This is a genomic window from Colwellia sp. BRX10-9, assembly GCF_014077405.1.
GTDB lineage: Bacteria > Pseudomonadota > Gammaproteobacteria > Enterobacterales > Alteromonadaceae > Colwellia_A.
Genome location: NZ_JACGVV010000031.1, coordinates 1 through 25,497, shown reverse-complemented (window position 1 = coordinate 25,497; position 25,497 = coordinate 1). Strand labels below are relative to the sequence as shown.

Annotated in this window: 21 protein-coding genes and 1 pseudogene; all 22 read left to right on the top strand. The window is 35.7% G+C overall.

Annotated features, from left to right (window positions below; genetic code table 11):
- The first annotated feature begins 80 nt into the window (after positions 1-80).
- The 22 genes and pseudogenes from H4J69_RS15615 to H4J69_RS15510 all read left to right on the top strand — a co-directional run bounded on the left by H4J69_RS15615 (position 81) and on the right by H4J69_RS15510 (position 24,688).
- Positions 81-2,195, top strand: coding sequence for a YjbH domain-containing protein (locus H4J69_RS15615; protein ID WP_182244988.1), 2,115 nt, complete (start codon positions 81-83; stop codon positions 2,193-2,195).
- Between the two features lie 340 nt (positions 2,196-2,535).
- Positions 2,536-3,603, top strand: coding sequence for a Wzz/FepE/Etk N-terminal domain-containing protein (locus H4J69_RS15610; RefSeq protein WP_259367765.1), 1,068 nt, complete (start codon positions 2,536-2,538; stop codon positions 3,601-3,603).
- 17 nt (positions 3,604-3,620) lie between these two features.
- Entirely contained in the window at positions 3,621-4,655 is a 1,035-nt protein-coding gene (wecA, locus tag H4J69_RS15605; RefSeq protein ID WP_182244999.1) for a UDP-N-acetylglucosamine--undecaprenyl-phosphate N-acetylglucosaminephosphotransferase, read from the top strand.
- A gap of 189 nt (positions 4,656-4,844) precedes the next feature.
- Positions 4,845-5,894, top strand: coding sequence for a dTDP-glucose 4,6-dehydratase (gene rfbB, locus H4J69_RS15600; RefSeq protein WP_182244987.1), 1,050 nt, complete (start codon positions 4,845-4,847; stop codon positions 5,892-5,894).
- Positions 5,895-5,899: 5 nt separating this feature from the next.
- Positions 5,900-6,763, top strand: a complete 864-nt coding sequence (rfbA, locus tag H4J69_RS15595) for a glucose-1-phosphate thymidylyltransferase RfbA (protein ID WP_182244986.1) — start codon at positions 5,900-5,902, stop codon at positions 6,761-6,763.
- Positions 6,760-7,848, top strand: coding sequence for a DegT/DnrJ/EryC1/StrS family aminotransferase (locus tag H4J69_RS15590; protein ID WP_182244985.1), 1,089 nt, complete (start codon positions 6,760-6,762; stop codon positions 7,846-7,848). The genes rfbA and H4J69_RS15590 overlap by 4 nt, the downstream gene beginning before the upstream one ends.
- On the top strand, positions 7,845-9,113 hold the full coding sequence (locus H4J69_RS15585) for an ATP-grasp domain-containing protein (RefSeq protein WP_182230939.1): 1,269 nt from the start codon (positions 7,845-7,847) through the stop codon (positions 9,111-9,113). Before H4J69_RS15590 ends, H4J69_RS15585 begins: the two co-directional genes overlap by 4 nt.
- Positions 9,114-9,138: 25 nt before the next feature.
- Positions 9,139-9,360, top strand: coding sequence for an adenylyltransferase/cytidyltransferase family protein (locus H4J69_RS20215; protein WP_259367764.1), 222 nt, complete (start codon positions 9,139-9,141; stop codon positions 9,358-9,360).
- A gap of 317 nt (positions 9,361-9,677) precedes the next feature.
- Positions 9,678-10,454, top strand: coding sequence for a LicD family protein (locus tag H4J69_RS15575; RefSeq protein WP_182244984.1), 777 nt, complete (start codon positions 9,678-9,680; stop codon positions 10,452-10,454).
- A 3-nt stretch (positions 10,455-10,457) separates the two neighbouring features.
- On the top strand, positions 10,458-11,948 hold the full coding sequence (locus H4J69_RS15570; RefSeq protein WP_182244983.1) for a lipopolysaccharide biosynthesis protein: 1,491 nt from the start codon (positions 10,458-10,460) through the stop codon (positions 11,946-11,948).
- A 1-nt stretch (position 11,949) separates the two neighbouring features.
- Positions 11,950-12,966 (top strand): glycosyltransferase family 2 protein, encoded by a 1,017-nt coding sequence (locus H4J69_RS15565; protein WP_182244982.1) that lies wholly within the window; start codon positions 11,950-11,952, stop codon positions 12,964-12,966.
- Positions 12,967-13,020: 54 nt separating this feature from the next.
- Positions 13,021-14,190, top strand: coding sequence for a hypothetical protein (locus H4J69_RS15560; protein WP_182244981.1), 1,170 nt, complete (start codon positions 13,021-13,023; stop codon positions 14,188-14,190).
- Positions 14,191-14,607: 417 nt separating this feature from the next.
- Positions 14,608-14,712, top strand: a pseudogene (locus H4J69_RS20510) (DapH/DapD/GlmU-related protein); the annotation flags it as partial.
- Positions 14,713-14,771: 59 nt separating this feature from the next.
- Positions 14,772-15,950, top strand: a complete 1,179-nt coding sequence (locus H4J69_RS15550; protein WP_182245107.1) for a glycosyltransferase — start codon at positions 14,772-14,774, stop codon at positions 15,948-15,950.
- 13 nt (positions 15,951-15,963) lie between these two features.
- Positions 15,964-16,164: a hypothetical protein gene (locus H4J69_RS15545; protein WP_182245108.1), complete on the top strand. Its 201-nt coding sequence runs from the start codon at positions 15,964-15,966 to the stop codon at positions 16,162-16,164.
- 5 nt (positions 16,165-16,169) lie between these two features.
- Positions 16,170-17,303: a glycosyltransferase family 4 protein gene (locus H4J69_RS15540; RefSeq protein WP_182245109.1), complete on the top strand. Its 1,134-nt coding sequence runs from the start codon at positions 16,170-16,172 to the stop codon at positions 17,301-17,303.
- A complete protein-coding gene (locus H4J69_RS15535) occupies positions 17,300-18,466 on the top strand; it encodes a nucleotide sugar dehydrogenase (protein ID WP_182245110.1) in 1,167 nt (388 codons plus the stop codon). The genes H4J69_RS15540 and H4J69_RS15535 overlap by 4 nt, the downstream gene beginning before the upstream one ends.
- A gap of 24 nt (positions 18,467-18,490) precedes the next feature.
- The gene (locus H4J69_RS15530) at positions 18,491-19,525 is read left to right on the top strand and encodes an NAD-dependent epimerase/dehydratase family protein (RefSeq protein ID WP_182245111.1); all 1,035 of its coding nucleotides are present in this window, start codon (positions 18,491-18,493) and stop codon (positions 19,523-19,525) included.
- 144 nt (positions 19,526-19,669) lie between these two features.
- A complete protein-coding gene (gene galU / locus H4J69_RS15525; protein WP_182221000.1) occupies positions 19,670-20,569 on the top strand; it encodes a UTP--glucose-1-phosphate uridylyltransferase GalU in 900 nt (299 codons plus the stop codon).
- Positions 20,570-20,988: 419 nt separating this feature from the next.
- Positions 20,989-22,608, top strand: a complete 1,620-nt coding sequence (gene pgi / locus H4J69_RS15520) for a glucose-6-phosphate isomerase (protein WP_182245112.1) — start codon at positions 20,989-20,991, stop codon at positions 22,606-22,608.
- A gap of 188 nt (positions 22,609-22,796) precedes the next feature.
- The gene (locus tag H4J69_RS15515; RefSeq protein WP_182217332.1) at positions 22,797-24,326 is read left to right on the top strand and encodes a SulP family inorganic anion transporter; all 1,530 of its coding nucleotides are present in this window, start codon (positions 22,797-22,799) and stop codon (positions 24,324-24,326) included.
- 56 nt (positions 24,327-24,382) lie between these two features.
- On the top strand, positions 24,383-24,688 hold the full coding sequence (locus tag H4J69_RS15510) for a DUF1289 domain-containing protein (protein ID WP_182217334.1): 306 nt from the start codon (positions 24,383-24,385) through the stop codon (positions 24,686-24,688).
- The last annotated feature ends 809 nt before the right edge of the window (positions 24,689-25,497 follow it).

The following is a 25,497-nucleotide window of genomic DNA, read 5'->3' as shown; positions in this document are numbered from 1 at the left end:
GTGACACAGCACTTGGCACTATTTGCTCTACATACTCTTATTATCAATAGTTAGAATTAACCTTGTTAGGATTTATTAAAATGAAGCACCGTATTTTGTTTGTATTGGCTTTACTGCCTTGTTTTATTACTGCCGCTGAACCTGAGGCAAGTATGTCTTTTCAAGGGTATAGCGGACTAATAAATACCCCTACAGCAACATTGTTTGATGAAGGTACGCTTTACCTGAAATACAGTAACCAAGTTGAAACAAGGGATGGTTATAGAAACGGTGATAATTATAACTTTGGTGTAGGTTTATGGAAGTATATTGAAGTTTCAGCACGATTAGCTGACTATGATTTTGGTGGAAAGGACGGTTTAACTGATCTATCAGCCAACATTAAAATAGGTATCCCTTTTATCCCAAAGGACTGGTTTAGTTTGGCGGTAGGTATTCAAGATCTGGGTGGCGCGGCGAATTATTTTGATGCTAAGTATGCTGTGGCGACAAAAAACATTCTAGAAGACGTTAATATTTCACTGGGTATTGGACAAAGCGATTCAAACCAAGGGCGCCTTGATGGTGTTTTTGCGGGTGTTGAATGGCAGCCTTATCAATGGGTAAAGCTTTCAGCAGAATATGATGCAGCCGATACTCAATTAGGTATGCATTTATCTTCACCTAAAAAGTGGCTGAGCAGCGGTATTAAATTAACGACTGAACTACTTATCTCTAGTAGTAACGAGGCATTAAAAGATGATGTTTATTATGGTATAGGGTTAACTATACCGCTTGATTATGACGCAGGTACTCATTCATCGCACCCAAAAAGTAACCCGGTAAACCATGGTAAAGATGATAGTCAATTAGAACGAACAAGCGAATATGTAGCATTAGCTATAAATGATGTTGAGTTAGATGATGCTTATCGCTCAGGTGCACTTGAGCGATTACGGTTAAGGAAATTATTGGTTAAAGAAGGTTTTGAATCAATTAGGGTTGCTGAAGCTGATGTAAATACGGTCTATGTAGAACTTGAAGATCACATTTATAACCGTAACAAAATAGATGGGCTTGGCGTTATTCTAGGGATTATTAGCAAAAATATACATCATAATTATTCGCACTTTACTTTAGTGCTGAAAGAGCGAGAGATTTCAACCTTAGTCGTAAAAGGCAGTATCGCTGAATATGATGCCTTTTTAAGAGATGATAAGCCTTTAAAAATTGATATATCAACGGATACTTTTGCCACTGAGCGGTTGACCTCGGAAGATGCTGATAATAGCAATGATTTTTGGCTAAAACCACGCTTTACCTTTTGGCCCGGAATAGCCTCTAGAGTGGGAACAGAGCTTGGCGCCTTTGATGCTTCTGTAGCCTTAATTAGCCACGTTGAATTACCCTTATGGCCTGGTGCTGCTTTAACCGCTGCACATGTTGCACAGCTTGCTGAAACCAAGAACTTTGAAGATGGTCAATATTTCGCTGATGATAAGCAAACAACAGGACTAAAAGAATATAGCTTTCATCAGACCTTTTCATTACCGTATTCGGTAAAAAACATGACTTTTTTTGGTCGCTATCGTGATACTTATAACTATGTAGCGAACGAAGCTCGTTGGCAAAGTGTTGGTGGTGTTCATAAAGTAAACCTGTTCACTGCAAGATATGAAAACCAATTAGTACCAACAGGCAGGGCTTACGCGGGGTGTAATATTTTAGCTTTGCGTTGTCGATCGCCAAAAGAACCTGAACCAAGAGAGGTTCTTATTGGTACGTATAAATATTATAACGCTCATCTTAATGCGACTGCTGAACTACAGGTAGGGAAGTACTGGCAACGCGATAAAGGTTTAATTTTTAAAGTAGAGAGAATGTTTGGTGATGTGTCGTTAAATTTAACCTATAAAAACACAAAAATTGATGGTGAAGAAGCTAATCAATTTATTGGTCTTGGCTTTTCAATACCGTTAACACCACGTAAAGATTACAATAATAAATACTTTCAAGTAAGAGGCAAGCCTAAGTGGAATTATTCAGTGAGTACACTCGTTGGGGAAAACCATAATAGACTAACACCAGGTACTGGCGATAACACTAAGCAGTTTTATAACCTTGATAGTGCCTTTTATAATCATGACCGTTTAGGCAGTGAATATATTTATGAAAATTCGAATCGCTTAAAAGAGGCGTATTATCAAGCGCGTTAATATGTTTGCCATTATTAATAAAACCCAGTGAAAATTTGAGTTACTGGGTGTGAGATAAATTAGTATACACATATAAAAAAAACGGCTGTATAGCCGTTTTTTTTGCTTATTGATAATTAAAACCTGAGCGTATAGCTAACGACATCTGTCTCTAATTATCGATCTCCGATATCTTATCCCCAAACTTAATTTTGGAGATAACCATGAGAATTACACGTAGCCAAGAACAATAGCAAACCATCATTGAAGATCAGCAAAACAGTGGCTTAACAACATTTAATACCGTATAATTCGCAACCTTTAATAGGAAAGTGTCCTATTGTTATTCAAATAGTTAAGAATGGAAAATCTGCAAGTGCCAAATCAGAATCAATCGAGTCATAATAGTACTCAGCAATCTACTACACCATTTTCTCCAGAAGCGCTTTTGCTTTCTCAGCAAATGTCTCAACAACTTGCCGAAAAAAATAACTCAGACGATGAAATTGACTTAGTAGAATTATGGCGTGCTATATGGTCTGGTAAACTCCTTATTATCGTTATTTCATTTATATTTGCTGTTTCATCTGTAGTTTTTGCCTTATCAAAACCTGATGTTTATAAAGCGTCGGTTTTATTATCACCAGCCTCATCAGATTCTGCCGGTGGAATGGGGGCTCTTGCAGGGCAGTTCGGTGGTTTAGCCAGTCTTGCGGGAATTAGCTTAGGTGGCGGTGGCACTGATAAAACAGCTTTAGCTCTTGAAATTATAAAGTCACGTGCTTTTCTTGAAACTTTTATTATTAAACATGAATTGTTAGTGCCATTAATGGCCAGTGAAAATTGGGATAGAGCAACAGACTCTCTCGTTATTAATAAAGAGCTTTATGATAGTAAAAATAAAAAATGGTTAAGAGAAGCCTCATACCCCAAAAAGTCTGAACCGTCTTCTTGGGAAGCCTATCAAGAACTTTTAAAATTACTTTCCATTACACAAGATAAAGCAACTTCGCTAGTAACAATAGATGTTGCATTCTATTCACCTGAAGTAGCAAAACAATGGCTAATTTGGTTAGTTGAAGACGTTAATGACTTTATGCGTGAAAAAGATGAAAAAGAAGCTCAATCTTCTATTGATTATTTAACGAAACAACTTGAGAACACAGAAGTAAGTGCCATGGAAACTGTTTTTTATCAATTGATTGAAGAGCAAACAAAAAATATGATGCTAACTAAGGTTTCAGCAGAATATGTTTTAAAAACGATTGACCCTGCTCAAGTACCAGAAAAAAAATCTGGTCCTAAGCGTGCATTAATTGTAGTACTAGGTACAATGCTGGGTGGTATATTGTCGGTACTTATCGTATTAATCAGACACTTTACTAAGAATAATAAATCGACTAAACCAAAGGACGAAAATTTAGCGTAAGCTAATATGAAATTATGATGGAAGTATTTATCTCTGCACTTACCGCTTTTTGCTTTGCCTTTATCGCAATTAAGTTTTTTAAACCGGTAGCAATAGAAGTTGGCTTAGTTGACAAACCAAGCGAACGAAAACTGCATGCCGGACATATTCCGCTTATTGGCGGAATTTCAATCTTTATAGCGGTACTTATGGCTAGTCTTTTATGGCTCCCTAATACTTTAGAACTTCGTATGTACCTCATTGCCTCAGCAATGATGGTTTTCATTGGTGCGGTAGACGACAAATTTGACTTGAAAGTACGTATTAGAATTATTGGCCAGCTTATTGTCGCAAGTCTGATGATTTATGGTGTAGGTGGTTATATTTCAAACTTAGGTAATTTGTTTGGTTTAGGTGATGTAACACTAGGCCCTGTAGGTATTATATTTACCTATGTCGGTATTATTGTTGTTATCAATGCTTTTAATATGGTTGACGGTATTGATGGTTTAATTGGCAGTTTAAGTATTAATACTTTTACGTCTATAGCTATATTATTTATTATGAGTGGTCAAAACGATTATGTGAGTTACCCGTTAATACTTGCTACGGCGACTATTCCCTATTTAATTTTTAATTTAGGTTTAGCGTCCAAAGCAAGAAAAATATTCATGGGTGACGCAGGAAGCATGTTCATTGGCTTGAGTGTTATTTGGTTGCTTACTATGGGGACTCAAAATGAAAACGCCTCATTTAGGCCTGTAACCGCACTGTGGATTTGCGCCGTACCATTAATGGATATGTTAGCAATAGTGGTACGACGTTATAAAAATGGTAAATCACCTTTCAAGCCAGACAGAGACCACCTTCATCATATACTTCAACGTGTTGGTTATAGCTCTCGTCAAACTTTGCTTATTATCTCTATATTTGCAGTAGTAATGTCGATAATTGGTTTAGCGGGTGAATATTTTGTTACACCAGATGTAATTATGCTGACAGGGTTTATTTTTGTCTTTGCATGTTATGTATTCGTTATTCGAAAAATAACAAAATTTGAAAAAGTTAAATAGGCAAACCTATTGGTATGAAAGAAGGTTTTAATAATTAAGCCCTTATTGATAAGGGCTTTTTTAATAGGTTGATGTTGATTGAGACCATCAATATGTGTCTCAATGATGACCGTCTTGTCTCAGGGTGTTAAAATAACTGAGTTTTGATGTTGAAAATAATCAACATCATTAATTTATAAGTAGAGATTTATGTTTAAGATTTTAATTACAGGTGGTGCTGGTTTTATTGGCTCAGCCGTTATTCGAAACATCATTAATAATACCAATGATAGTGTGATCAATTTAGATAAACTAACCTATGCGGGTAATTTAGAATCATTGTCAGACATATCTGACTCTGCGAGATACGTCTTTGAACAAGTTGATATTTGTAATAGAGCTGAACTTGATAGAGTTTTTTCTGAACATCAGCCCGATGCAGTTATGCATTTAGCTGCAGAATCTCATGTCGATCGTTCTATTGATGGTCCTGCTGCATTTATTGAAACCAATATTGTAGGTACTTACACCTTATTAGAAGCAACACGACAGTATTGGTTAGGATTAGATGATGATTGCAAATCTAATTTCCGCTTTCACCACATCTCAACTGATGAAGTTTATGGTGATTTAGGCGGAACAGATGATTTATTCACTGAAGAAACATCATATGATCCAAGCTCACCATATTCTGCTTCTAAAGCCTCAAGTGATCACTTAGTTCGGGCGTGGCTCCGTACTTATGGTCTGCCTACGATTATTACCAACTGTTCAAACAATTACGGCCCTTACCACTTCCCAGAAAAGCTAATTCCATTAGTCATTTTAAATGCCTTAGAAGGGAAGCCTTTACCTATTTACGGTAAAGGTGATCAAATTCGCGATTGGCTTTACGTTGAAGATCATGCGCGAGCATTAGTTAAAGTGGTTACTGAAGGTATTGTTGGTGAAACCTATAATATAGGTGGTCATAACGAAAAGAAAAATATTGAAGTCGTTGAAACTATTTGTGACATATTAAATGAACTGGTGCCACAGAAAAGTGACTATAAAGAACTAATTTCTTTTGTTAAAGATCGTCCAGGTCATGACATTCGTTATGCCATTGATGCAAGTAAAATAGAAAAGGAATTAAACTGGACACCAAAAGAAACATTTGAAACTGGTTTAAGAAAAACGGTTGAATGGTACTTAGCTAATGCTAAATGGTGTAAACGAGTTCAAGACGGCTCTTATCAACGAGAGCGCTTAGGAGCATAGATAAAATGAAAGGAATAGTTTTAGCTGGAGGGTCAGGTACACGCCTATATCCAATTACTCAAGGTGTATCAAAGCAGTTATTACCTATTTATGATAAGCCAATGATTTTTTATCCTATATCAGTATTAATGCTTGCGGGAATCAGGGATATATTAATTATATCAACTCCTGATGATATTGGTGGATATCAACGTTTATTAAAAGATGGATCTCAGTTTGGTATTAATATTAGCTACGAAATACAGCCAAGCCCAGATGGTTTAGCACAAGCTTTTATTATTGGTGAAAAATTCATTGGTGATGATAATGTTTGCCTAGTATTGGGAGATAACATTTTCTATGGACAAGGATTTTCTCCTAAGTTACTTAATGCAGCACAAAAGCAATTAGGCGCTACAGTATTTGGATATCAAGTAAAAGATCCTGAACGTTTTGGAGTAGTCGATTTTGACGATAATATGACTGTACTTTCAATTGAAGAAAAACCAAATAAGCCCAAGTCAAATTATGCCGTCACTGGCCTTTATTTTTATGACAATAATGTAATTGAAATTGCAAAATCTATCAGACCTTCTGAGCGAGGGGAATTAGAAATCACGTGTATAAATAATGCTTACCTTGAAAGAAAAGAATTAAGTGTAGAAATATTGGGCCGTGGCTTTGCTTGGTTAGATACAGGGACTCATGAATCGCTGCTAGAAGCCGGGCAGTTTGTTCAAACGATTGAGCACAGGCAAGGTTTTAAAATCGCTTGTTTAGAAGAAATTGCTTTTAATAATAATTGGTTGTCAGGAGAAGAGTTAACAGAACTGGCTAAACCAATGATGAAAAATAGTTATGGTAAGTATTTAATGAGCTTAGTAAAATGACAATTAAATTAAATCAGCCGATTAAACCAAATTTAGAAAAGCTAACTAAATACTTAGAACAAGTTAATGATAGCGGATGGTATACTAATTTTGGTCCCCTACATCAGCAACTAACTCAAAGATTAGAGGCTTACTTAGGGGTTGAAAATTTATTGCTAGTTTCTAATGGCACATTGGCATTGCAGGTTGCATATAAAGCCCTTAACGTCAAAAGTGCTTTAACAACCCCTTTTAGTTTTGTTGCTACCGCCAGTTCATTAATTTGGCAGGGTATAGAAACTTCCTTTAGTGACATTGATAAAAAATCTTATAACCTATGTCCTAAACAAGTACAGAAAGTATTAGATAATGATTCGAATGTCGACACGATTGTAGCAACCCATGTTTATGGTAACCCTTGTGATATTAATCGTTTTGATGATATTGGAAAAAAATATAATATAAATATAATTTATGATGCTTCTCATGCTTTTGCTGTCAATGTTGACGGTAAATCCGTGCTTAGTTTTGGTGATGCTAGTACGCTAAGCTTTCACGCGACTAAAGTGTTTCATACCGTTGAAGGTGGAGCTATCGTCTTTAAACGTAAAGCTGATTTTGAACGAGCTAAACGCTTAATTAATTTTGGTATAGATGATAATGGCAATATCACAGAAGCAGGAATTAATGCAAAATTAAATGAGTATCAATGTGCAGTTGGTTTAAGCCTTTTGGACGAAATAGATAATATAGTTGAGCATAGAGCTACACTTTTTGAGTATTATCGTGACGAATTAAAGCATTACGTAGACATGCCATTATGGTTTGACTCTTCAAGTTTTAATGGTGCTTATATGGCCATTTCTTTAAAGAATAAAGACATAAAAGAGTTACTGGTCAATGAACTCAAAATACACAATATACAAAGTCGTAGTTATTTCTCTCCATCTTTAGAAAGTATTTTTAACAAATCGAAAGATTATGGTGTTGAAAATAGCAGGCAGATAGTTGAAAGTGTACTTTGTTTACCATTGCATTTTTATATGACAATTTCTGATGTTGATGCAGTTGTTAAAGTAGTTAAAAAAGTGGTGGGGGAAATATGAAAGTATTAGTTGTTCCTTGTGGAACAGAAATTGGACTTGAAATTGCTAGATCGTTAAAAGGTGTTAAGAACATAGAGTTAATTGGATTAAACTCTCTTATCGATTACTCCTCTACTGTGTATAAAGAATTTTATTCAGATGCCCCTTTCATTGATGAACCTGAATTTTTAGATTACTTAAAATCATTTATCTCCAAGCATTCGGTGACTCATGTTTTTCCTGCACATGATTCTGCAGCTTTGCTATTGTCTGAAAACGCGGAGTGCTTTGGGGAAAATGTAAAGGTTATTACATCTAGTGCTGAAACTAATCGTATTTGTCGTTCAAAAAAATTAACATATGATTGTTTAAATAATGTTGTAGCAACACCTTATATTTATAACAGTATTAAAGATGTTGAAAATGTGAATTTTCCATTGTTCCTAAAACCAGACGTAGGTCAAGGAAGTAAAGGAGCTCGTATAATTAAAGAAATTTCAGAGCTTTCTCATGCAGACTTTCAAGAAAATATTATTACGGAGTACTTACCTGGTAATGAATACACGGTTGATTGTTTTACAGATCACAAGGGTGAATTATTATATGCAGGACCTAGAATCAGAAGTAGGGTTTTAAATGGCATTTCTGTAAGTACTTCCACCATTAAGGATGTTGATGGGCTATTTTTAAATTTTGCTAAAAATATCAGTAAAAAATTATCCTTTAAAGGTATGTGGTTCTTTCAAGTTAAAGAAAATAATGCGGGTGAACTCGTTTTAATGGAAGCTGCAACCAGAATAGCGGGCTCTATGTCAACTAATAGGGTTAGAGGTGTTAACTTTGCGGAGCTATCACTATATGTTCATAATGCTACATCGGTTGAGTTAGCTATCAATACTTTTCAAGTTAAGCAAGAAAGAGCTTTATCTAATAAATATAAATTAAATATAGAATATAAGCATGTGTATGTTGATTTTGATGATTGCTTGATAATTGATGATAAGGTAAATGAAGAGCTAGTCGCTTTTTTATATAAGGCAATTAATAACAATTGTTCAATTTATTTAGTTACTCGTCATGAATATAATTTATCGGTATCACTGAAAAAATATCGATTGACTGGTTTATTTGATGAAATTTTTCATATCACTGATAAATCACCAAAATCTGCAATAATGACTCACACCGATGCTATTTTTATTGATGACTCTTTTAGAGAAAGAGAAGATGTTATATCTAAAGGGATCCCATCATTTTCAGTGGATTGTGTAGAAGCTCTTTTATAACTATGGTATTTGAAGTAGGACACAAATGAAAGTAGTCCTAACTTATGGAACATTTGATCTGTTTCATGTTGGCCATATTCGGTTGTTAAAGCTTCTATCTCTGCTTGGAGATAAATTCATTGTTGGTGTTTTATCACATGAATTCAATATTTTAAAAGGTGTAGAGTCCTTTTTCTCATACGAGGAAAGAGTCGAGACCCTCAGAAGTTGTAAGTATGTATCGAAGGTCTTCCCTGAGTATAATTAGGAACAAAAAGAGATGATATCAATAAATATCTGGCCAACGTTTTGCCATGGGAGATGATTGGAAAGGGGGTTTGATGATCTCGCCGATAGTTGTGAAGTCGTGTATTTACCTCGCACAAAAGACGTCTCTACCACATATATTAAGAGTGCTTTAGCAAACATAGATCATAACGAATGAGACTGAATTGAAAATTCTCTACATGATGTTATTAGTATAGTAAAAAGTCTCTCGTTAAAATAAGTTAGCTAACATGAAAATTTGACTTGTTAAGGGAAATCTCCTTAGTTGAATGTTAGTTTAAATAAGAATGGATTAATATGAATAAAAAAAATCTTGAGCTACTAAATTCTTCAGATGTAAAAGAACGATTACTTAAGCTAACTACAGTTATTATTGATGTCTTAGAAGCAAACAAAATCGACTATACCATTTTTTATGGAAGCTTATTAGGGGCAGTTAGGCATAAAGGTTTTATTCCATGGGACGATGATATTGATATCATCGTTGATGCTAAGGATATCAAAAAACTGAGAACTGTGTTTAAATCAAAAAAGGCCAAATATTATGATTCATACCATAAATCTTATTTTGATTGGGTTGTTAGAATTGCAGATCCAACGACAATAGTAAAAATAAATGATGATTGTCTGCAGGCTAATCATGAAGATTTTGACGTTAATGAATTAGGTTTATGCCTTGATATATATCCTATATATCACCTACCTAAGTCTGAAAGTTTAAAGAAAATTGTTCTTTTTATACATAAAGTAAGCTCTAAGATCCGTGGCCGTTCTATTTCTAGACGAAGTATGTTTGGGAAATTTATAGTTAACTTTCTTGATATAAATCTTGCTCGAGTGAAAGGGGATACCGTTTTTACTAAGGCAGATTATAATACGTTTTATTCGTTCAAAGAAATTAGTGATAAAGTCCCTGCTAAATTTGAACACTTAGATGTTCAAATTCCAAAAGAGAGTAAACAAATTTTATCAACTAGATATGGTGATTGGGAAAGGATTCCATCAGAAGAAGAAAAAGAGTCATGGATACACTATGAAGAGACTTATGCTATTACAGAAAAGTTAAAAGACTAGGTAATGGCGAGTTTAAAAACAAACACCATTACTTCGTATCTCTCGCAAGGATACGCGGCAATAATTGGCCTTGCGGTGATGCCCTTTTTATTTTCTACATTAGGCAGTGATGCTTTTGGACTCATAGGTTTTTTTACCGTAGCTCAAGTCATTATTAATTTGCTCGGTTCTGGTTTTAATCCTACTTTATCAAGAGAAATAGCGAAAGAAAAAATACAGTATCAAAATACTTACCTTATATCCGTAATCAAGTCCTTTGAGTTGATTTTTTTATGTTTCCTCTTACTTATTCTTATTGTTGCATTATTTGCAAATAATTGGTTTGCAATTGAGTGGTTTGAATCTGACCTACCTGTTGAATTACTTTCGAGTATTGTATTACTTATTTTTATTGTTTGTGCTGTACGGTTTCAATCGGTGCTTTATCTCTCTGCACTTAGGGGCTCTGAAGACTTTTTATGGATAAACAGCGTAAGCATTATTATAAATACTTTACGCTTTCCCATCAGTTTGCTTCTCGTTATCTATTACCCAAGTTTAAAACTTTACTTCGGTTTTCACCTTATTATAGCAATGGTTGAACTACTTGTTATGCGATATCGAATAGGAAAGTTACTGGGGATTAATTTTTGGTTACCAGATCATTTTAGTTTTTATAATGTTAAAAAGTTAGGTCGTTTTGCCAAAGCGGTTGCGATTACTGCTGTTATTTCGGTTGTTATTGCACAAGCTGACAAAGTGTTAATGTCAAAATTATTAACCTTATCTGAATATGGGTATTTTACCGTATGTATTATGTTAGCGAACGGTATTTTACTATTAGGATTTCCTATAGGCACAGTGTTAATTCCTAGGTTAACAGCGTTATACGCTGATGGTAAACTAGATGAATTTAGACAGATATATATAAAATTCACAAAATTCGTTTGTATTTTTATTGTTCCGGGTGCAATTGTATTAGCAGGCTTTTCGCAAAATATTATTTACTTATTCACAGGAAGTACAGAAGCAGCAAACTGGGGAAAGGATATTTTAAGTTATTACACGCTCGGTAATGCGTTTTTAATTGTGGCGGGTTTTCAATATTATCAGCAAGTTGCCAAAGGCGACTTAAAATATCATGTAAGGTATAGCATGGCCCTACTGCTCTGTTCATTACCATTAATCATGTTTTTTGGTAGCGAGTACGGGGTAATCGCCGTAGCTATTATATGGTTGTTTTTTCGAGTGATAGCTTTTATATTTTGGGTACCATATATACATGGGAAAATGAAAACGATAAAATATTCACACTGGTTGTTTCAAGCAGTACTTCCGTCCCTATTAGTGTCTATAGTCGCTTATGCGTTACTAAAAGAATATGATGAAGATATTATTGAAAATAAAGTAACACTGCTACTTCAACTTGTTGGATTTTATATGACAATATTGGTCATTACATTTTTCAGTTATAAGTTAGTATTGAATAAAAAATTTAAATTAGGTAATAGATAAGTTGCAATTAAGATCTGAACAAGAAATCATTAATAGCTGGAAATATATTGATAAAGTTTATATTTCCGCTGTATGTATGACATATAATCAAGAGCAATACATCAAAACGGCAATCAACTCATTTCTACAACAAGAATGTGATTATAAATTTGAAATAATAATCCATGATGATGCTTCAACAGATACAACGACAGAAATAATTAAAGAGTATGCAGAAAACTATCCTTCAATAGTTCGGCTAATTCAACAAGTAGATAATAAATATTCTCAAAAACCAACATTACCAACACTGATAGCACTTGAGCAAACAAAGGCTGAGTATATTGCTCTCTGCGAAGGCGACGATTACTGGATCAGCACAAATAAATTACAGTGCCAATATTTGGCAATGCAAGAACATAAATCCCTATGTATTAGTTTTCACTCATCACAAAATATTTATCTGAATGGAAGTTTTCAAGTCGGCGTATCATTGGGTGATTTAAATAAAGTTTGTTCGTTATCTACTGTAATTCGTGGCGGTGGTGCTTACATGCCAACAGCGTCATTAATGTTCAAAAAAGAATTGTTAGCGAGTTTTAATCAGGTGCTTGCTAATGCACCTGTAGGTGATTTTTACATGCAAGTTTTAAGTTCATCACCTAATGGAGCGTTATATATTGCAGGTCTTGAATCGGCTTATCGAAAGCAAAGTGAAGGCTCTTGGAGTGCAACAACAAATCTATTCTCAGAATCTGAAATCCTTGAATTACTAGACAAACATGAAATAGCAATCGCTGAATTATCGGGCTTCTTACCCTTGTCTCACCAAAAAGATTTAGAATATGCTCTAATTCACGAATATTATGTTGGTGCTAGAAAAGCTCTTTTTTCCAAAAATTACATGCTATTTCAGCGCTTGATTGGACGGTGTAAATATTCTAAGCAAAAATTTGGTATTACTTATACTATATTTTGTTGTCTAAGTTATTTTCCTAAGTATTTATTGAAAGCATATTTACTTGTTGTAAAGCGTTAGTATGTCCATAGTGGTTTATCTAAATAAAATAGCTTACTAATAAGGACATAGGTTTTGCTTTTACAGGTTCTATTTTTTATTATTGGCTTTGCCATTTTTCTTCCTATCCTCTTTTTTAAGAGTTTTTTGTTAAGATTATCTATTCTTATCTACGCCTATCCTATTTGGGTCCTGACAGGTTTGTATTTAGGCATCCCTGCAACCAGGATTATTAGTAATGTAGGGATGAACTTTTATTCTGGCTATATTGGAATAGGGTTTTATGCAGCTTTAGGCTCTTATATTGCTTTTTTATTAGCTATATGGTCGATTCGCAAAAATGAGTTCAATTTTGTTCGTATACCTTTTCCCTTCCCCTTGCGTTTACTCTGTCTTTTAATGTTCATTCTTTCATTGTTTATAGCTTACCCAGGTGTATGGGGGCTTTCTGATGGCCGTTTCGGAGCTGGTGGTAGTTTAGTTATAATATTATTTTCTTTAACATCTCTAGCTCGTAAGAATACTTTTAAAATAGATTATATAAATATTGTTATGTTTATTTTAATTTTATTTATGCTTGCCAATGGTGAAAGGGTTGACTTCATATTAGCTCTGTCGGCTTTATTTATGATCAATAAAAAGCAGACGCAATTCTCCACAACACGCTTAGTAGGAGTTGTCGTTGTATTTTTATTTGTAGGGGTTTATGGGGGGTTATCTCGTGCCGGTGGTGATATAACTTTTGAGCAATTATTATTATCAGTCTCTTTTGCTATAACTAATTTTGGTACAGCAGTAGACGTCGTTCATGTTTACATGTCTTCGGTATGGTATTTTTATACTAAATCCGCTGATATTATGCCTTTTGTTAATTTACTAGCTTCATATATACCTCTCTCCCCATTGGGTGGGGCTGGATCAGAGTTTAACTTTAGTTGGGCACTTAGAAAACATATTGATAACGTCGGAGGGGGGTTATTCTACTCTGTGGGAATGATGATGGCCGGACCAGCAGGTGTTGTTGTCTTTGGATATGTTTATGGTTACTTATTCAAAAAACTATTTTTATTGAAGTCGTATTTTTCGGTGGTTTTTATAGCGTTTTTTGTACAGCAATTCCGGATTCAGTGGTATGGGGCAACCTACTTTGGTACGGTATTATTTATATTAGTATTTATGGGTGTTTTTCTATATTTTTTAAAGAAAAAAGGAGGGATTACCGCCAAAGTTAAAAGTGTTAGATAGTTTTAATAATCAGTTTTAATAATCAGTTTTAAGGAGTTTAGTTTGTTAGGAAGAATTATTGATCGGTTGTTTGGAGGAATACGTGCTTATAAGTTTCGATTTTTTTCTAACCTCCATTTTAGCGGTGGCATCTGTTATATAGGGCCATTTTCATTAGTTAGGAATAATAACGGTAACATATCTTTAGGTAAAAAATTCTACTGCAGAGATTCTCTTAGAGTAGTGATTAATAATGGTAAACTTCATATAGGTGATTTTTGTTTTGTAAACTCAAACGTTTCCTTCAACTGTTTAGAAAGTATCACTGTAGGGCATAATTGTCTTTTTGGTGAGAATGTTAAGTTATATGATCATGATCATGATATTAGAAGTCATGAAATTTTTAAAAATAGTGGTTATGTAACAAAACCAATTGTTATTGGAAACAATGTTTGGATTGGCAGTAATGTTACGATATTAAAAGGTGTAGAGATAGGAAGTGGATCAGTAGTTGGTGCCGGTAGTATAGTAACTAAAAATATACCAGCTAATAAACTTTACTTTAATAAGCTGTCGTCTGTTATTGGTGATATAAAAAAAATATGAAAAAAGTATTAGTAATTGATGGTTCAGCTGGAATGATCGCAGGGGCTCAGAAAGTTACCCTTAACATAGTTAACATTTTATCAAATAATGGAACTAATGTTGAGTTGTTGATTCGTTCAAAGAATAGCATGGTTAAATCAGAATATTCTGCGTTCAATCATACTTTCCTATGGGGGGAGTGGTTACTATCAAAAGTGCTTAGTATAGGGGCAACAGCAAATCATAATGGCATTATAAAAAAGGCCATATCTTCTTTTATAATGTTATTCGCTATTATTGTTACCAATGTCCAAGTGTGTTTTTATATTATTACCAATAAACCTAGTCATATTTATACCATAGACCCTAGAGGTATAATCCTATGTGGTTTAGCATGCCGTTTGTTTCGGGTTAAATTGATTTGGCATTTACATGGTGAATTGCGGGTTAGCAATATAGTCAAAAAAATATTTTGCTTTTTAGCATCCTCAATAGTTGTACCTTCTCGTGCTATTTTAAATTCATTAAACTCTAATGAAAAGGTGACTATTTTATATAATGGTTTTCGATTCGAAGATATAGGCAAACAAGATAAGGTCATAAATAAAAATTCAAAACCATTAATCAAACTCATATTTGTTGGTTCTATAGTGCCTCATAAAGGGCTTCATAAAATAATATATGCAATTCAAAAGTTAGGACAGTTGTCACATTTTCATTTAACTGTGGTTGGTGCGAGTGTTGGGGACGTTGGTTTAGAATATAAACAATATCTTGATGAGTATCTAGTTAAAGAAGGTATATCGGGACAAATCGATTTTATAGGATGGAGTTCAAATATACCTTCATTACTTGTTGAAAGTGATCTACTTATATTTCCATCAGTACAGTCTGAGTTTTTTGTTTTAAATGATAAACAATTACTTATCGAATCTAGTGAAGCACTCCCTACCGTTCTGATAGAAGCTAAAGCATATGGTGTCCCTGTAATTGCGAGTAATGTTGCAGGTGTTGATGAGATTATTAATAATAAAATTGATGGCTATGTTATTGATAGCTTGAGTGTAGATGATATCGTTAATTATTTACTTAATTTTGATAAGTATATTTCAATTTTGGAGCCAAACAGTTCTGAAGCAAGAGCCGTTTTTAGTTTAGAATCAATGAAAGATAACCTAAATATTATATTTAAGTAATTTAAGTCATTTAATGAATTTTATCGAAATAATTGAAAAGGAGTTGAATATTACAACTATTAAAAATTACAGGGGCATGCAACCATGTGATGTATATCAAACATATGCAGATACGCAAGATTTGTTTGACGGTATAGGTTATACGCTGAAAACAACTGTGAAAGAAGGCGTTGGAAAACTTGTGCAATGGTATAAAGAGTTTTATAAGGTTTAATTTTTATGACGACGATCGCTATCAGTGCCAATACCAGTTGGTATTTATATAACTTTAGAAAAAACACAATAACAGCTTTGTTACAACAGGGCTACCAAGTTATCGCAATAGCACCTGAAGATGAGTATTCAGCTAAATTATCTGAATTAGGTTGTAAGTTTATTGATATTAAAATCGATCAAGGTGGCACTAATCCTGTCCGTGATATCAAAACCTTTTTCGATTTTTATCATATTTATAAAACCACAAATATTGATGTTGTTTTAAACTTTACACCTAAAAATAATATTTACAGTACCTTAGCTGCTCATTTTAATAACACTAAAGCTATTAATAATATTGCTGGATTAGGTATTTTGTTTATCAATGAAAGTATTACTTCTAAAATAGCAAAGTTTTTGTATAAGATTAGCCAATCTAAAGCCTCTAAATTATTTTTTCAGAATGAAGAGGACCGCCAGCTTTTTTTAGAAAACAAAATAACCACAATGGTGCCAACTGATAGGTTACCTGGTTCAGGTGTTGATTTGTCACGTTTCACACTCACTCCTGCACCGGATGATAACAAAGTTAGATTCTTGCTTATTGCACGTATGTTATATGACAAAGGCATTCAACAATATGTTGATGCGGCGCGTAACTTAAAACAAAAATATGGCACGAATGTAGAATTATGTTTATTAGGCTTTTTAGATGTCAATAATCCTTCGGCCGTATCTACTGTTGATATGAATTCCTGGGTAGAGGAGGGGATCATTAACTACCTTGGTGTATCTGATAATGTAGAACAAGAAATAGCAAAAGTCGATTGTATGGTGTTGCCTTCTTATTATCGTGAGGGCGTGCCAAAATCGTTACTCGAAGCGGGATCCATGGGCAAGCCTATTGTCACAACTGACAGTGTTGGGTGCCGTGAAACTGTAGATGATGGAATTAATGGCTATCTTTGTGAACCCCGCTCAAGTGAAAGTTTGACTGAAAAATTATCGTTGATTATTGATATGTCTCATGAACAACGACTTGAAATGGGCCTAAAGAGCCGAGAAAAGATTCAAAAAGAATTTGATGAAAAAATAGTGATCAATAAGTATTTAGCTGCTGTTGATGTATGTATTCAAAATAAAATGGAAATGTTATGAAAATAGCTATTGCAGGAACAGGTTACGTAGGATTATCAAATGCTATGTTATTAGCACAACACAATGAAGTGGTTGCGGTTGATATTATTGAAGAAAAAATAAAGTTGTTAAATGACAAAAAATCGCCAATTTCTGATGTTGAGATTGAAGATTTTTTATTAAATAAAGACTTAAACTTTACCGCGACTTTAGATAAAGAATTCGGATATAAAAATGCTGATTTTGTAATCATAGCAACACCAACAGATTATGACGTTGAAACTAATTATTTCAATACTTCATCAGTTGAAGCTGTTATTAAAGATGTTTTAGCCATTAACCCAAATGCAGTTATGATTATAAAGTCGACTGTGCCGGTTGGTTATACACAAAGCGTAAGAGAAAAGTTTAATTGTCAAAATATAATATTCTCTCCTGAGTTTCTTCGCGAAGGTAAGGCGCTGTATGACAATTTGCACCCGTCAAGAATCATTGTTGGTGAAACTAGTGAACGCGCAAAAGTTTTTGCTAATTTACTCGCTCAAGGTGCTATAAAAGAAGATATTGATATTCTGTTCACGGATTCAACAGAAGCTGAAGCTGTTAAATTGTTTTCAAATACTTATCTTGCTATGCGTGTTGCCTATTTTAACGAGTTAGACAGCTACGCAGAAGCACATGGCTTAGATTCTAAACAAGTCATTGAAGGTGTTAGTTTAGACCCACGCATTGGTAACCATTATAATAACCCTTCTTTTGGTTACGGTGGTTATTGTTTACCCAAAGATACCAAGCAACTACGTGCTAATTATAAAGATGTACCTAACTGCATTATCAGCGCAATTGTTGATTCTAACAGCACCCGAAAAGATTTTATTGCTGACTCTATTATCAAGCGTAACCCGAAGGTAGTGGGTGTATATCGCCTTATTATGAAGAGTGGTTCTGATAATTTTAGGTCGTCTTCTATTCAAGGTATTATGAAACGCATAAAAGCGAAAGGTATTGAAGTTGTTATTTTTGAACCTGAATTAACGGAAGCTGAATTCTTTCACTCAAAAGTTATTACTGATTTAAAAGAGTTTGCTGCAATTTCTGATGTTATTGTTTCTAATCGAATGTGTACAGAATTAGACTTTGTTGCTGACAAAGTTTACACACGTGACCTTTTTGGTAACGATTAGTTTGCTTCGGATTAAGGGAAAGTTATGAAGTATTTAGTTACGGGTGCAGCCGGATTTATAGGTTTTCACCTAACAAAACGATTGTGCGCGAAAGGGCATGATGTTGTTGGTATTGATAATTTAAATGATTATTACGATGTTAACCTTAAACTCGCTCGCTTAGCGGAATTAGATAAGTTTACTGTTAAAAATACCACAAATGATAATGGTGTTTTTCGATTTATAAAGTTAGACCTCACCGAACGTGAAGGGATAGCGACATTATTTACCGATGAAAAGTTTGATCGTGTTGTTCACTTAGCCGCGCAGGCGGGTGTTAGGTATTCAATCGAGAATCCTATGGCTTATGCTGACTCTAATTTAATTGGTCACTTAACCATTCTTGAAGGTTGTAGAAACAATAGTATTAAACATTTGATCTATGCTTCTTCTAGTTCGGTTTATGGTTTGAATAATAAAACGCCATTTTCGACGAGCGACTCAGTTGACCACCCAGTATCGCTTTATGCAGCAACCAAAAAATCTAATGAGTTGATGGCGCATAGTTATTCGCATCTTTATGACGTGCCAACTACGGGGCTAAGATTTTTCACCGTTTACGGTTCATGGGGACGACCTGATATGGCACCCTATATTTTCACTAAGAAAATTTTAGATGGCGATACGATTGATATTAACAATAATGGTGATATGTGGCGTGACTTTACCCATGTAGACGATATTGTTGAAGGTATTGTTCGCATTGCTGATGTTGTTCCAGTGCGTGATCCTACTTGGAAAGTGGAAAGTGGTTCTGCCGCTTCTAGTTCTGCACCGTATGCTATTTATAACATAGGCCATGGTTCACCTATTAATTTGATGGGTTTTGTTAAGGCCATTGAAGATGAACTGGGCATTGAAGCTACGAAAAACTTTCGTGAAATGCAAGCGGGTGATGTTTATCAAACCTATGCAGAAGTTGATGACTTATTTGACGCTGCAGGTTACAAATCACAAGTGTCTGTCGCCAAAGGTGTTGCTGAATTTATTAGCTGGTATAGAGAGTTCTACAAAAAATAAATAATATCAGGCTAAAATTTTTTCACGATAAAAATGACATCAATTGATGTCATTTTTTATTTGTTGGGGGGAAATGTTTATTTCACCGTGACAATTGCTAAAAGTCCCTTTAATATTAGTTATCGTAAAAATTTAGGGACGAAAATGACAAATAAAATAACAAAAGCGGTAATTCCAGTAGCGGGTCTTGGTACTCGTATGTTGCCAGCAACTAAAGCAATTCCCAAAGAAATGCTGCCAATTGTAGACAAGCCGATGATCCAATACATCGTTAATGAATGTGTTGCGGCGGGTATTAAAGAAATTGTGCTAGTTACCCATTCTTCAAAAAACGCCATTGAAAATCATTTTGATAAATCTTTTGAACTTGAAACGACTTTAGAAAATCGCGTAAAGCGTCAGTTGCTTGAAGAGATTCAAGCGATCTGCCCGAAAGACGTTACCATACTGCATGTTCGTCAAGGTGAAGCGAAAGGCTTGGGTCATGCTGTATTGAAGGCTCGTCCTATTATTGGTAACGAACCTTTTGTTGTGGTACTTCCTGATGTTATTTTAGATGATGCTACGGCCGATTTGAAAACCGAAAATTTAGCGGCGATGTTAACGCGTTATGATGAAGTGGGTGGTTACAGCCAAATTATGGTTGAACCTGTACCAATGGAGCAAGTAAGTAGTTATGGTGTGGTTGATTGTGGTGGTGTTGAGCTTGCCCCCGGCGAGTCAAAAACTATGACGGCTATTGTTGAAAAACCAGCGATGGAAGACGCGCCATCAAACTTAGCCGTTGTTGGTCGCTATGTCCTTTCTGAGAAAATTTGGGATTTATTAAAGCTAACACCTCCAGGTGCTGGTGATGAAATTCAATTAACTGACGCTATTGCGATGTTAATGGAAAAAGAAACGGTTGAAGCTTTCCATATGACGGGTAAGTCACATGACTGTGGTTCTAAACTAGGCTACATGAAAGCGAATGTTGAATACGGTTTACGCCACCCAGAATTAGCTGATGATTTCAGAGCATATTTAACCGACTTGATGAAGTAACAACTATTTTTGCACTTTTGTACTTTTGTACTTTTGTGCTTTTGAACTTTTGGACTTTTGAACTTTGTACTCTTGTCGTCATGCTGAATTTATTTCAGTATCTGGTCTTTGTTGTTGTAAGTACAGATCCTGAAACAAGTTCAGGATGACGGAGTAGTGTTCAGGATGACGGTTATCGCACCGGATGACTTTTATTTCTTAGGATGATGGTGTTGGTATCAGAGAGTCGGTGATCGTTTAGCACTTCTGTCGTCATGCTGAATTTATTTCAGTATCTGGTCTTTGTTGTTGTAAGTACAGATCCTGAAACAAGTTCAGGATGACGGTGATGGTATCAGGATTACTGTTATCCCACAGAATAACGGTATCAGCATGACGAGTTTCACCTATTTTAAATTTATTATAAGAAAAGTATAAATATGGATATATCTTCTTTATCAGCGCTTTCGAAAGCGGCTAAGTCTCGGACAATTGTTTCATTGTTCTCCACTGACCAAAGCCGTGTTGATCAATACTCAACTAGTAATGCCGGTCTATACCTCGACTTCTCTAAACAAAACATTAACTCGACAGAACTTAATCAGCTTTTTGAATTAGCAGAAAAGTCTAGTTTAGCTGAAAAAATCAACGCGCAGTTCTGTGGCGAGGTTATTAATAACACTGAAAAGCGTGCCGTGCTTCATACCGTTCTTCGTGCCCCTGACGAAACAAAACAAGCAATATTAGGTGCACAAGCTGACGAAGTTATTGCCACTGAGCAGCACATGGCCGACATTGTTAATGATATTAGCTCAGGAACGTTACTTTCAGCTTCTGGTGAAAAGTTCACTGACATTATCGCGATTGGTATTGGTGGCTCTTATTATGGTATTAAAGTGGCGCTTTCTGCATTAAGTACTTTTCATACCACCGGCTTGAGTGCCCATGTTATTGCCAATGTTGATGGCGCTGCAGTTGAAGAGAAACTCGCTAAGCTGAATGTTGCTACCACCTTGGTCGTTGTTATTTCTAAAACTTTTACCACCCAAGAAACTTTACTTAACGCATTAGCGGTTAAAAACTGGATGATTAAGCATTCTTCTGATGCTGACATTATTGAAAAGCAGTGGTTTGCGGTTAGTACTAATATTGCTAAAGCGACTGAGTTTGGTGTTTTAGAAAAAAACATTCTACCAATGTGGGATTGGGTGGGTGGCCGTTTTTCTCTTTGGTCTGCTGTTGGTTTACCGCTGGCGCTAGTTATTGGCAATGAAAATTTCAATATGTTGAAGCAGGGCGCTTATCAAATGGACCAGCATTTTCAAAATGCTCCCTTTGAGCAGAATATGCCGGTGTTAATGGCACTGCTTGGTATTTGGAATCGTAATGCTTTGCAGTATTCAAGCCTTGCTATTTTACCGTACGACCATTCTTTGCGGGCTTTACCCGGTTATCTACAACAAACAGATATGGAAAGTAATGGTAAGTCAGTATCTAATACTGGCGAGAAGTTAGCGTGGCAAACCGCCCCCACTGTTTTTGGTCAAGAGGGGACAAATGGTCAGCATGCTTTTATGCAATTAATGCATCAAAGCGATGATATTATTCCTACCGACTTTATTGTCTGTTTAAAAGGCGCGAGCAATTTGCCTGAGCATCATCAAGTATTAGTGGCTAATTGTTTTGCGCAAAGTGAAGCGTTAATGCGCGGTAAAACCTTAAATGAAGTTGAAGGTGAACTTGACGCTGCTGGCTTAACACCTGACGAAATTTCTACACTTGCGCCACATAAAACCATGAAAGGTAATACGCCTAGTAACACGTTATTACTTGAAGAAATGACACCCGAAAATTTAGGGGCGTTGCTTGCACTTTATGAGCATAAAATTTTTGTGCAAGGTGTTATTTGGCAGTTAAATTCTTTTGACCAATGGGGTGTTGAATTAGGTAAACAATTAGGCAACAGTATTTTATCAGCAATCAATGGTGGCGAAATGTCAATGCTGTCAGCTTCAAGCCAAAACCTAATCAAACGTTTTAATAGTTCTACTAATAAATAGCATTGAAATATGAACAATAACTAGTCATAAAAGTGGCTAGTTATTGACTTTTTCACGGCAAATCTATAGTATTCCCGCGCTTTTACCTTGATATACCCTCAAATAAGTCAATTAACGCTTCTTGTTAAGTTTTCCTATTATTAGGACGTCGTCAGGTTACACCCCACTATCCATAAAATGAGAGTGCAATGTTCGAATTACATGCCAGTAAAGTTTCTAACCTGAAGAACGATGTTCTTTCAGGACTTACCGTCGCCTTAGCGCTAGTGCCCGAAGCTGTTGCTTTTGCATTTGTTGCTGGTGTTGACCCTCTTGTTGGTTTATATGCTGCTTTTATGGTGGGTTTAATTACCTCTGTTTTCGGTGGACGCCCTGGCATGATTTCTGGTGCAACCGGCGCTATGGCTGTTGTCATGGTGAGTCTAGTGGCTATTCATGGTGTTGAGTATTTATTCGCTACGGTGGTATTAACTGGCTTACTGCAAATTCTTGCTGGTATCTTTAAACTGGGTAAGTTTATCCGCTTAGTACCACATCCCGTTATGCTTGGCTTTGTTAATGGTTTAGCCATCGTTATATTTTTAGCTCAGCTTGGTCAATTCAAATTTACTAATGACGCGGGTGAATTAGAATGGATGCAAGGGGCACCTCTTTATACCATGGCAGGGTTAATTCTTTTAACCATGGCAATTATTCATTTTTTCCCTAAGTTAACTAAAGCGGTACCGTCGACATTGGTCGCGATAGTTGCTGTGTCATTCTTAGTTTTCGGCCTTAATCTAGATACTAAGTTAGTGGGTGATGTTGCCTCTATAGCCGGCGGATTACCAACATTTAGCATACCTAGCGTACCATTTGATTTAGAAATGTTAAAAATCATCTTTCCATTCGCTATCGTATTAGCAGCGATTGGTTTAATTGAATCATTATTAACGTTAACCCTTATTGATGAGTTAACCGGTACTCGTGGTCGTGGTAACCAAGAATGTATTGCACAGGGTGCAGCAAATACTGTTACGGGTTTCTTTGGCGGTATGGGTGGTTGTGCAATGATTGGTCAATCAATGATCAACGTGAACTCGGGTGGTCGAGGTCGAGCATCAGGTATTACTGCGGCATTAGCATTACTTGGCTTTATTTTATTTGCCTCAGGTTTAATTGAACAAATCCCTCTAGCGGCCTTAGTCGGCGTTATGTTTATTGTTGTTATTGGTACCTTTGAATGGTCGAGTTTCCGCATTTTAGGCAAAGTGCCGAAGGCTGATGCCTTTGTGATAATTCTTGTCTCAGGTGTGACTGTTTATTCAGATCTTGCTATTGCTGTTGTTGTTGGTGTTATTGTCTCAGCGTTAGTATTTGCTTGGGAGCATGCAAAACACGTTACTGTGCATCGTTCAACTAACGAGCATGGCTCAACCGTTTATGATGTTAAAGGACCGTTGTTTTTTGGTTCGGTTGCCAACTTTTTAGAGCAGTTTGATATGGATGAAGCAAGTAGCGACATTATCGTAGAATTTAAAAATTCACGCGTTGTTGACCATTCTGCTATTGAAGCGATTGATACCTTAGCTGACCGTTATTTGTCGCGCGGCAAAACGATGCATTTAAGACATTTAAGCAGTGAATGTACAAAGTTATTGACCAAAGCGGGTAGTCTAGTTGAAATCAACGTGATTGAAGACCCTGACTATCATATTGCTACTGATAAATTAGACTAATATGATACAAGCCTATACATTATGTATAGGCTTTTTAAGTTTGGCCGAAGGTTATTATGCAATTAGAGTTTTTTGATGTTCCCAGCCCTTGTATGGGTGTGTGTCAGTCTGATGAAAAAGGCAATTGTCTTGGCTGCTACCGTACGCGTGAAGAACGCCAAACGTGGATAAACTTAACATCTGATAACAAACAAAAAGTAGTTAAACGCTGCTTGCAACGCAAAAAACGTAAAAACGCCAAACCAAAAGTCAAAGTTATTCCAACCCAGATAGAAACACAGCAACCTTCGTTACTTGATCCCCAATCAAAAGCAAAACCAGATCCCTCAACAGATCTTGATTTTGGTGACTTTGAACTCTAAGACTATTATTCTCAACAGACTCTTGAGTCTAGAAAATACGTTGTTATCCTGAACGAATATTTCACCTTTCTCGAATAACGTCATCCTGAACTCGTTTCAGGAACTGTACTTACTCTACAAAAACCAGATACTGAAATAAATTCAGCATGACGGCATGGGAGTGAGAAAATGCGAATCGTGAACAAACCACTTTCCGTCATCCTGAACTTGTTTCAGGATCTGTGCTTGCTCTACAAAGACCAGATACTGAAATAAATTCAGCATGACGGCATGAGAGTGAGAAAATGCGAACCATAAACAAACCACTCTCCGTCATCCTGAACTCGTTTCAGGATCTGTTCTTGTTCTACAAAGACGAGATACTGAAATAAATTCAGCATGACGGCATGAGAGTGAGAAAATGCGAACCATAAACAAACCACTCTCCGTCATCCTGAACTCGTTTCAGGATCTGTCCTTTTTCTACAAAAACCAGATACTGAAATAAATTCAGTATGACGGCATGGGAGTGAGTAGATACTGAAATAAATTCAGTATGACGACAAAAAGGCTACACGATTACCGACTCCCTGATACCAACACCGTCATCCTGAACTCGTTTCAGGATCTGTTCTTGTTCTACAAAAACCAGATACTGAAATAAATTCAGCATGACGACATGGGAGTGAGATAATGCGAATCATCAACAAACCACTTTCCGTCATCCTGAACTCGTTTCAGGATCTGTTCTTGTTCTACAAAAACCAGAGACTGAAATAAATTCAGCATGACGACACACGAGTGAGACAATACGAGTAATAAACAAACCA

What these genes read in the sequence shown, in the direction of transcription:
- H4J69_RS15550 (WP_182245107.1), top strand. Translation starts at nt 14,772, where the DNA reads ATGAAAAAAGTATTAGTAATTGATGGTTCAGCTGGAATGATCGCAGGG.
- rfbA (WP_182244986.1), top strand. Translation starts at nt 5,900, where the DNA reads ATGAAAGGAATAGTTTTAGCTGGAGGGTCAGGTACACGCCTATATCCA.
- H4J69_RS15570 (WP_182244983.1), top strand. Translation starts at nt 10,458, where the DNA reads ATGGCGAGTTTAAAAACAAACACCATTACTTCGTATCTCTCGCAAGGA.
- H4J69_RS15585 (WP_182230939.1), top strand. Translation starts at nt 7,845, where the DNA reads ATGAAAGTATTAGTTGTTCCTTGTGGAACAGAAATTGGACTTGAAATT.
- H4J69_RS15530 (WP_182245111.1), top strand. Translation starts at nt 18,491, where the DNA reads ATGAAGTATTTAGTTACGGGTGCAGCCGGATTTATAGGTTTTCACCTA.
- H4J69_RS15575 (WP_182244984.1), top strand. Translation starts at nt 9,678, where the DNA reads ATGAATAAAAAAAATCTTGAGCTACTAAATTCTTCAGATGTAAAAGAA.
- H4J69_RS15615 (WP_182244988.1), top strand. Translation starts at nt 81, where the DNA reads ATGAAGCACCGTATTTTGTTTGTATTGGCTTTACTGCCTTGTTTTATT.
- galU (WP_182221000.1), top strand. Translation starts at nt 19,670, where the DNA reads ATGACAAATAAAATAACAAAAGCGGTAATTCCAGTAGCGGGTCTTGGT.
- H4J69_RS15535 (WP_182245110.1), top strand. Translation starts at nt 17,300, where the DNA reads ATGAAAATAGCTATTGCAGGAACAGGTTACGTAGGATTATCAAATGCT.
- H4J69_RS15510 (WP_182217334.1), top strand. Translation starts at nt 24,383, where the DNA reads ATGCAATTAGAGTTTTTTGATGTTCCCAGCCCTTGTATGGGTGTGTGT.
- H4J69_RS15515 (WP_182217332.1), top strand. Translation starts at nt 22,797, where the DNA reads ATGTTCGAATTACATGCCAGTAAAGTTTCTAACCTGAAGAACGATGTT.
- H4J69_RS20215 (WP_259367764.1), top strand. Translation starts at nt 9,139, where the DNA reads ATGAAAGTAGTCCTAACTTATGGAACATTTGATCTGTTTCATGTTGGC.
- H4J69_RS15610 (WP_259367765.1), top strand. Translation starts at nt 2,536, where the DNA reads ATGGAAAATCTGCAAGTGCCAAATCAGAATCAATCGAGTCATAATAGT.
- H4J69_RS15590 (WP_182244985.1), top strand. Translation starts at nt 6,760, where the DNA reads ATGACAATTAAATTAAATCAGCCGATTAAACCAAATTTAGAAAAGCTA.
- H4J69_RS15540 (WP_182245109.1), top strand. Translation starts at nt 16,170, where the DNA reads ATGACGACGATCGCTATCAGTGCCAATACCAGTTGGTATTTATATAAC.
- H4J69_RS15545 (WP_182245108.1), top strand. Translation starts at nt 15,964, where the DNA reads ATGAATTTTATCGAAATAATTGAAAAGGAGTTGAATATTACAACTATT.
- rfbB (WP_182244987.1), top strand. Translation starts at nt 4,845, where the DNA reads ATGTTTAAGATTTTAATTACAGGTGGTGCTGGTTTTATTGGCTCAGCC.
- pgi (WP_182245112.1), top strand. Translation starts at nt 20,989, where the DNA reads ATGGATATATCTTCTTTATCAGCGCTTTCGAAAGCGGCTAAGTCTCGG.
- wecA (WP_182244999.1), top strand. Translation starts at nt 3,621, where the DNA reads ATGGAAGTATTTATCTCTGCACTTACCGCTTTTTGCTTTGCCTTTATC.